The 8882-nt window shown below is 38.4% G+C and carries 8 protein-coding genes; 2 read left to right on the forward strand and 6 right to left on the reverse strand.

Annotated elements, in window-relative coordinates; all coding sequences use genetic code 11:
* Positions 1–3 precede the first annotated feature (3 nt).
* Positions 4–537, reverse strand: a complete 534-nt coding sequence (locus tag ACLD5M_RS05540) for an FHA domain-containing protein FhaB (RefSeq protein WP_004126550.1) — start codon at positions 535–537, stop codon at positions 4–6.
* 39 nt (positions 538–576) lie between these two features.
* Positions 577–1272, reverse strand: a complete 696-nt coding sequence (locus ACLD5M_RS05545; protein WP_308581742.1) for an FhaA domain-containing protein — start codon at positions 1270–1272, stop codon at positions 577–579.
* A gap of 151 nt (positions 1273–1423) precedes the next feature.
* On the opposite strand from ACLD5M_RS05545, the gene ACLD5M_RS05550 reads away from it, so the two are divergent.
* Both ACLD5M_RS05550 and mscL read left to right on the forward strand, forming a co-directional pair.
* A complete protein-coding gene (locus ACLD5M_RS05550) occupies positions 1424–2179 on the forward strand; it encodes a phosphatase PAP2 family protein (RefSeq protein WP_410314773.1) in 756 nt (251 codons plus the stop codon).
* Entirely contained in the window at positions 2172–2582 is a 411-nt protein-coding gene (gene mscL / locus ACLD5M_RS05555) for a large conductance mechanosensitive channel protein MscL (RefSeq protein ID WP_410314774.1), read from the forward strand. The genes ACLD5M_RS05550 and mscL overlap by 8 nt, the downstream gene beginning before the upstream one ends.
* Positions 2583–2705: 123 nt before the next feature.
* Here the strand turns inward: mscL and ACLD5M_RS05560 are convergent, their stop codons facing one another.
* The 4 genes from ACLD5M_RS05560 to ACLD5M_RS05575 form a co-directional block, all read right to left on the reverse strand.
* A complete protein-coding gene (locus ACLD5M_RS05560; RefSeq protein ID WP_004136611.1) occupies positions 2706–3317 on the reverse strand; it encodes a DUF3566 domain-containing protein in 612 nt (203 codons plus the stop codon).
* A gap of 167 nt (positions 3318–3484) precedes the next feature.
* Complete coding sequence (gyrA, locus tag ACLD5M_RS05565; RefSeq protein ID WP_410314775.1) at positions 3485–6115, reverse strand: DNA gyrase subunit A; 2631 nt, start codon at positions 6113–6115, stop codon at positions 3485–3487.
* Positions 6116–6187: 72 nt separating this feature from the next.
* On the reverse strand, positions 6188–8263 hold the full coding sequence (gyrB, locus tag ACLD5M_RS05570; protein ID WP_116794517.1) for a DNA topoisomerase (ATP-hydrolyzing) subunit B: 2076 nt from the start codon (positions 8261–8263) through the stop codon (positions 6188–6190).
* 191 nt (positions 8264–8454) lie between these two features.
* Positions 8455–8882: DUF721 domain-containing protein (locus ACLD5M_RS05575; protein ID WP_410314776.1), on the reverse strand; the 428-nt coding region annotated here is incomplete at its 5' end.

An 8882-nucleotide genomic window follows, 5' to 3' on the forward strand; every position in this document is an offset into this window, starting at 1 on the left:
TTATCACCTCAATTCAAACATGGTTGCGCCTATTCTAACCGAAGTGCGCGGAGCTAATATAACTGGTTCACTAACGCGAGAATGACCAATCATAGTCCCATTAGTACTACCTAAATCTTCAAGCACCCATGCGTGAACTTTTTGATTAAAATACACGCGAGCATGATGCGAAGAAACAAATTCATCATTCAAAACTACCGTATTAGATGCAGCTCTACCAAGAGTTACTCCAGCAGCATTTAATGGGAAAGATGATCCTGCCAAAGGCCCGTCAATAACAACTAGCAAAGTAGGATTAACATCAGAATTTTTTGAAGACGAGTTAACCATTACAGGTGATGCTTGTCGTTGTACAGGCTTAGAAGAATTTACGTCATGAGATGCGCGTCGAGATTTTTTATTCCAAAAATGCGATTTTTTAGGACTAAAAACTTCAATATCCCTACGAAGCGAACGAATAGCGCATAACACAAAAACCCAAAGTAAGACTAAAAAGCCATACTTGAATATTGCAAACGTTAATTCAGTGAATATCATACGCGTTATCGTCTCCTCATTCGGAAAATACTTTTTCTCCTACTCTTGAGACGATGCCCAGTAGAGAATACGCGTACGCCCAATAGTAATAGTGTTTCCATCTACCAAGGTTGCAGCTGGAACTTGGTGACCTTCTACATAAGTACCGTTTGTTGAACCAAGATCTCTAGCAATAACACCATCAGGAGTGACGTCGATACTAAGATGATGTCGAGAAATACCAGGATCGTCGATTACAATATCGCAACCGGAACCTCGTCCTAAAATTGTGCAATCTTTAGTAAGCAAATACTGATTGCCATTAATCTCAAGCATTGGATGATTCTGCTGCTGGTCGTCAGTAGTAACAGGAACAGCATTTCCTTGAACTGATTCAGAAGTCAAATGGAAATTACCCTTAGTTAATTCCAAGTCTTCTTCAAAAATAACAACTACTGGTCCTACAAAAGCATAATGTTGACTTTTAGCATATTGCGTAAGATTGTCAGCAAGCTCATTAGCTAAAGCTTCACTACCCCACTGTTCAATATGATCAAAATCAGGTGTACTTAGCTTAAAACGATATTCATTTGGAGCAACAGTATGATCTCGGCCAATAGGCATAGCTTCAGCATCAATTTCACGTTCCAAAGCACTAGAAAAATCAACTGGCTGTAAATCTTTGGAGCCGAATTTTGCGAAGACGCCGTTCACTGCACCTTCCACGCTCTTCTCAAATCGGTCAAAAATGCTCATGGTAAACCCTTTCTATCTGTTCACCATAGTACTCGTCACCGGGTACGGTACTCAAATTTCACACACTTTTTTCTAATATTTTATTATTTTTAATGCTACTTGACTATTTTCAACGTGCATTTACATCATGGTAAGTGTACTCTTAGCAATTATGACGCAAAAAAATAATAACAATCACAGCAGATTGTCGGTAATTACTCGCAATTTTGCTACTATTTTTACCTTAATACTCGCAATTATTGTACCTTGCTTAGGTAAAGCACTACTTATTAGTAGTAAAGAACGAAATTATGAATCGACTATTGTAGCTTATTTTCACAATAGTGTTCCTTCTTCAGCATTGAACTTTTCAAAAATAATTGCGATTGTTTTTTCCACTAAAGGCTGCTTGGCAATACTATTATTGCTTGCAATAATTTCCTTGTTTATTAGTAAAAGCTTAAAACTTACAATTACTCAGCTTCTTATTTCTCTGCTTCCTATGATTTACATTTTTGCAGTTAAATTTGCTGTCCACAGACCAAGACCATATATTGGTCTGAATATTAAGCTACCTTCTGATCCAAGTTTTCCTAGTGGACACACTTCTGCAGCAGTCGCAGTCTGTGCAATGATAATGCTAATTATTTATGTAACTAAGCCTTCTCTTATTAAAGTTGGATTACTTTTTAGCACAATACTAGTTGTTATCGTCGCTATTTCGCGACTTATTGTTGCAGCTCACTTCCCTACAGACGTATTAACTGCAGCAATTATGTATCCGCTTCTTTCTGTTACAGTATTGCGCTCATTCCAGAGACACAAACTGTATGTAGATAATAGAAAAAACAATAAAAATAACAAAAATTATTCTGCTAAAAAATTAGTTGAAGAATTTGCTTCAGAAAGCGAAAACTCTAATGCTTAAAGGTTTTAAGAAGTTTATTTTACGCGGCAGCGTTATTGATATGGCTGTTGGTGTTGTTATGGGTAGTGCAGTAACTGCAGTAGTAACAACAATAGTTAAGAATATTATTAATCCTCTTATTGCCATTATTTTCGGCAAAACAGAGCTTGATGGCGTATTAACTATTACTATGAAAGGTGCCACAATTTCTTTTGGTGCAGTAATTGGAGCATTATTAAACTTCATAATTATTGCAGCCGCAGTTTATTTTTGCATTGTTTTACCTATTAATAAATTGCGTGAAATTGGTGCAGATTTATTGAAAATAGAACATGAAAAAACTGAAGAAGATAAACGTAAAGAGCGCGAAGAAAAAACTATTCAACTCTTACAAGACATTCGCGATGAATTAGCTAGAAGATAATATTCTTACTAACTAAAAAATATTTAGAAAATACTAAAATTCCCGCTAGTTAAAAACAATTAGCGGGAATTTCTATTAAGAATACAACTTGTTAGTAGACTGTTACCTATAAGTTTTTACTTATCAGTCGTCACCTAAAGTAACGTGTATTCCACCAACCAATGAGCCAACTACGTTATAAAGTAGCGCAATTATTGCGGATAGTATTGTAATAATAACAATTTCAACAATAGAGAATATAGTAACTGCACTCAATACTGTTGGAAGAGAAAACACATCAGCAAGATTAAAACCATTACTGTCCAAACCTGTTGATGAAACAATCTGAGTTACCTGATCAAAAACACCAATCATGTTCAAGAACAACCAAACTAAACCTGCGGCAATAACCTGAATAATACCGCCTGCAACGCTTAGAAGAAATGTAACTTTTGCAACTGACCATGCGTCAACACGAACCAAAGAAAGGCTCATACGACGAGCTCTAGGAGTATGACCTGCTTTAGAAGAATGTAATTGACTTGCTGAAGATGTTGATGATGCCATACCACCAATAGTTCTACGAGAAGAAGATGAACTACTAGATCCACCCAACGTAAACTGTGATTTTCTAACAGCCCTTCCTAAAGAAGAATCACCAAATTCTTCATTAGAATTATTGTCTTCTCTAATTGTGTAAGAAGATTCTTCATTAATATTCGTTGGATTTTGCGATGGCTCAAAATCTTCGCTCATCTTAAGTTTTCCTTCTCTTATTACGTTTCTTATAATTAGACTAATTATACTAATGAGAGTACCAATCAAAACGGACTATATCCGCTTAGTTGGCACTCTCATAAGTTATTAATAATTAAGTTTTAGCAAAGAAATTTTATTATTTACTACTTTTCGTAAATAAGATTTTAAGCTTCCTCGTTCGAAGAAGTTGCTTCAACTTCTTCTACTTGATTTTCCTCATCATCTGTTTCTTCATTACGAGCAATAGAAATAATTTCATCACCCTTGTCTGGCTTAGCAAGAGTTACACCTTGAGTAGTTCTTCCTGTACGCTTAACCTCGTTAACGTCGGAACGAATTACCTTACCGGACTTCATAATTGCCATTACTTGATCAGTTTCTTCAACAATCAAGGCACCAACCAAAGAACCGCGTCCCTCTGCAAGCTGTACTGCCTTAACTCCGTAACCATTTCTTCCTTGCAAACGATACTCTTCAATAGCTGTACGCTTTGCAAAACCTTCGTTTGTAACAACAAGAAGATCTTTACTTGTTTCAGCGGCAACAACATCCATATCCAAAAGTTCATCACCTTCGCGGAATCTCATGCCCTGAACACCTGCAGTTTGACGTCCCATTGGTCGAAGTTGTTCATCATCTGCTCTGAACTTCAAACTCATACCAAGTTTAGAAACAAGAATAATGTCGTCTCCTGAATTGCACAAAGCTGCACCAATCAGCTCATCAACAGGTTCACCAGTTTCTTCATTTGCCATTAGTCGAACAGCAATCAAACCACCTTGACGTGGAGAATCGTATTCTTGCAAAGCAGTTTTCTTAACTTTTCCAGAACGAGTTGCCAAAACCAAGTACTTTGCCACATCGTAGTTTTGAATTGACAAAACTGTTTGAATTGTTTCTCCAGGAGTAAACTGAAGCAAGTTAGCAACATGCTGACCTTTAGAATCGCGAGATCCTTCTGGAAGTTCGTAAGCTTTAATACGATAAACTCGACCACGATTAGTAAAGAAGAGCAACCAGTTGTGTGTAGATGTTAAGAAGAAGTGATCTACTACATCATCTTCACGAAGCTTTGCACCCTTAATACCTTTACCACCGCGGTGTTGAGCACGATACTCATCTGCTTTAGTTCGCTTAATATAACCTGCGCGAGTTACTGTTACAACAACGTTTTCTTCGGCAATAAGATCTTCAACATTCATTTCACCAGAGAAAGGAAGAATCTTAGTTCTGCGATCATCACCATATTTTGCAACAATTTCATCAAGTTCGTCGCCAACAATTTTGCGCTGGCGTTCTGGACTTGCCAAAATATCGTTGTAATCAGCAATCTTCAGCATCAGATCTTCATGTTCGTCAAGAATCTTCTGACGTTCCAAAGCTGCTAGTCTACGAAGTTGCATTGCAAGAATTGCATCCGCTTGAACTTCATCAACATCAAGCAAATTCATCAAACCAGTGCGAGCTGTTTCAACATCTTTAGATGAACGAATTAATGCCACAACTTCGTCAATCATATCCAAAGCTTTTAAGTAGCCTTGCAAAATATGATCACGCTCTTCAGCTTCACGCTTTAAGTAACGTGTACGCCTATCAATAACTTCAAGCTGATGACTTACCCAATGACGAATGAAAGCATCCAAACTCAAAGTGCGAGGAACACCATCAACCAGAGCAAGCATGTTTGCGCCGAAGGTCTGCTGCAATTGTGAATGCTTATAAAGATTGTTAAGAACAACTTTTGGAACAGCGTCACGCTTAAGAACAAGAACCAAACGCTGACCTGTACGACCAGACGTTTCATCGCGCATATCTGCAATGCCTTGAATCTTGCCATCGCGCACAGCCTCCCTAATTGAAGCAGCTAAGCGATCAGGATTAACTTGGTATGGAAGCTCAGTAACAACCAAGCACATACGTCCCTTAATTTCCTCAGTATTAACTACTGCGCGCATTGTGATTAAGCCGCGACCAGTTCTGTACGCTTGCTCAATTCCTTTATGACCTAAAATGGTTGCACCAGTAGGGAAATCAGGTCCTTTAATTCGCTGAATTAAAGCTTCAAGAAGTTCTTCTTTACTTGCATCAGGATGATCCAAAGCCCAGTGCACACCATCAGCCACTTCACGCATGTTATGAGGTGGAATATTGGTTGCCATACCAACAGCAATACCAGCAGAACCATTAACTAAAAGATTTGGGAAACGAGCTGGCAAAACAGTAGGCTCTTGAGTTTTACCATCATAATTTGGCAGGAAATCAACGGTATCTTTATCGATATCTCGTACCATTTCCATAGCCAACGGTGCCATACGACATTCCGTATAACGCATTGCTGCTGCAGGATCGTCACCAGGAGAACCAAAGTTACCTTGTCCATCAACAAGCATGTATCGCATTGACCAAGATTGAGCCATACGCACCAAAGTGTCATAGATAGCAGAATCACCGTGAGGATGATACTTACCCATAACATCGCCAACAACACGAGAGCACTTATTATATCCGCGATCAGGCCTATATCCACCGTCATACATTGCATAAATAACTCGACGGTGAACAGGCTTTAAACCATCTCGAACATCTGGCAAAGCTCGCTCGATAATAACGGATAATGCATAAGCAAGATATGATTCGCGCATTTCCTGCTGCAAATCCATATGCTTAACTCGTGCACCCTTCAGTAATCCATAATCAGTATTATCAGCTTCCTGAGGGCTTTGTGGCTCCATTGAACCATCTGGCAGTTGATCTCGATCTTCGCTATTATTAGCGGCGTTTATTTCGTCTACCACTGCAATTCCTTTGTATTCTTATAGGTTACTAACGTTTTTATTTTTCTATCTTTGTAGATATACCAATAACTTTTAAGCATCAATAAACCTTGCATCATGAGCATTTCGTTGAATGAAGAGTCTACGTGGCTCTACTTCATCACCCATAAGCATTGAGAAGGTTTCATCAGCTCGAGCAGCATCTTCAATATGAATCTGTTTCAAAATACGATGCTCAGGATCCATAGTGGTTTCCCACAATTCCTGATAGCTCATCTCACCCAAGCCCTTGTATCGCTGAATGCCTTCACCTTTAGGAAGTTGACGACCAGCAGCTTTACCTTCTGCTAAAACTCTGTCTCGCTCAGCATCCGTATAAACAAAATCATGCGCTCCCTTACTCCACTTCAATCGGTACAAAGGTGGCATAGCAACATAAACGTATCCTGCTGTAATCATAGGACGCATGTAGCGGAAGAATAGAGTCAAATTCAAAGTTGCAATATGAGCACCGTCGACATCAGCATCAGCCATAATAATGACTTTGTGATATCGAACCTTGCTTAAATCGAAGTCTTCACCATATCCACCGCCAACAGCAGTAATTAAGGATTCAATTGTTTCAGACTTCATCATTCTGTCAATTGATGCGCGCTCAGTATTCAAAATCTTACCGCGCAAAGGCAAAATTGCTTGCGTAATAGGATCTCTACCTTGAATTGCTGAGCCACCTGCAGAATCACCCTCGACTATAAATAATTCGCACTCTTCAGGATTACTAGATTGGCAATCCTTTAGCTTATCTGGCATACCAGCTGTTTCAAAAATAGATTTACGTCTAGTATTTTCACGAGCTTTTTTAGCAGCCAAACGTGCGCGAGAAGCTTCAACAGCTTTTTGAATAATATTTTTAGCTTCGCTTGGATGAGCATCAAGCCAGTCACCAAGCTTTTCTGTCATAACTCGCTGCACAAAAGTTTTAGCTTCAGAATTGCCAAGCTTTGTTTTAGTCTGACCTTCAAACTGTGGAGTTGTAAGTTTTACAGAAACAACCGCAGTTAAACCTTCTCGAACGTCATCACCAGAAAGATTAGTATCTTTTTCTTTTAAGATATTCTTTTCACGCGCATAACGATTAATTAATGTCGTTAAAGCAGCGCGGAATCCTTCTTCGTGAGTTCCACCTTCAGTAGTGGAAATCGTATTTGCAAAAGTATGAACAGCTTCAGAATAAGCAACAGTCCATTGCATAGCAATTTCTGCAGAAATACCAATTTCAAGATCTTCAGCCTCAAAATCAATAACATCTGGTTCAACTGGAACAGCTTTACGAGACTTAACTAAATAATCAACGTAATCCTTAATACCATGTTCATACTTATAACTTACGCTTTGATGCTTATTTTCATCAGTAGATTCACCATCTCCTGCAACCTCATCACCTGCCTCATCAGGCTTACGTAAATCAGTTAAGGAAATCTTTAAACCTTTATTAAGAAATGCCATCTGCTGGAATCGAGATCGCAAAGTTTCAAAATCATAAATAGTGGTTTCAAAAATTGTTCCATCTGGCCAAAATGTTACAGAAGTACCAGTAGATTCACCATCTTCCATTGGCTTACCCTTTGCCAAAGGAGCAGTAGGATGCTGATCTACATAAGTTTGAGTCCAGTGGAATCCTTGACGGCGAACCTCAATTTCTACACGAGTAGAAAGAGCATTTACTACAGAAATACCAACACCGTGAAGACCACCAGAAACAGCGTAACCGCCGCCGCCAAACTTACCACCAGCGTGAAGCTTTGTCATAACTGTTTCAACACCAGAAACACCTTCACCTGGTACTTCATCGACTGGAATACCACGACCATCATCAACAACACGAATAGCATTATCTGGCAAAATAGTCACTTCAATGTGAGAAGCATAACCTGCCAACGCCTCATCAACGGAATTATCAACAATCTCATAAACCAGATGATGTAAACCACGAGGTCCAGTAGAACCAATGTACATACCTGGCCTAATTCTAACTGCCTCTAATCCTTCAAGAACTCGAAGATCACTTGCATCATAATGTTCAGGAGCAAGTGAATCATCAAGTTGAGCATCGTCAAGCTTATGCTCTTCGACAGCATTATCTATCGAATTATCTTCCGTGTTTGTCACTTTTTGTCCCTTCACAATTTGCCTCATATTACAAGGCTTTTACAGAGCCAACATATGCCAGAAAGCACATAAAAGGGGATTCTAGCGCTTCAACTATATTACACGACATTCTATACATATAATATTGCCTCTCGTTAATAAGAGGCCTTTTTACTATTTTTTTGAAATTATAATATTTATAAGTTAAAAAATTACCTTCTCCAAGAACCTAATCCGGTTGTAGTCGGGCCTATAACTTTAATTTCTCTAATTTTAATATCCGAAAGGTTATTATTAATTTTTTCTTTTAATTGAGGAAGCAAATAAGAAAGTTGAGTAGCCCATACAGCAGATTGTGCTCTAATAATAAGCACTTCATTTATAACTTGACTTATTTCACAATGATTTGCAATATTTTCACCAACTACCTCATTCCAAGAATTACGTAATTTTGCTATATTAAGTTGCTTATTCCAATTATTATTAGACGCAAAAGATTGCAAAATACCGCAAAAAGCTCTAGGATCTCTACCTGGTTTGCCGAAATTTTCCCAAGCTTTATCTGCTCTTATAGAACGATTATTTTCTCTTTCAGCTTTTATATTAATTGGTTCAAAAATAATAGCAGGTAGTTTTCTTG

It is taken from the genome of Gardnerella sp. Marseille-Q9185, assembly GCF_046508745.1.
Lineage (GTDB): Bacteria > Actinomycetota > Actinomycetes > Actinomycetales > Bifidobacteriaceae > Bifidobacterium > Bifidobacterium greenwoodii.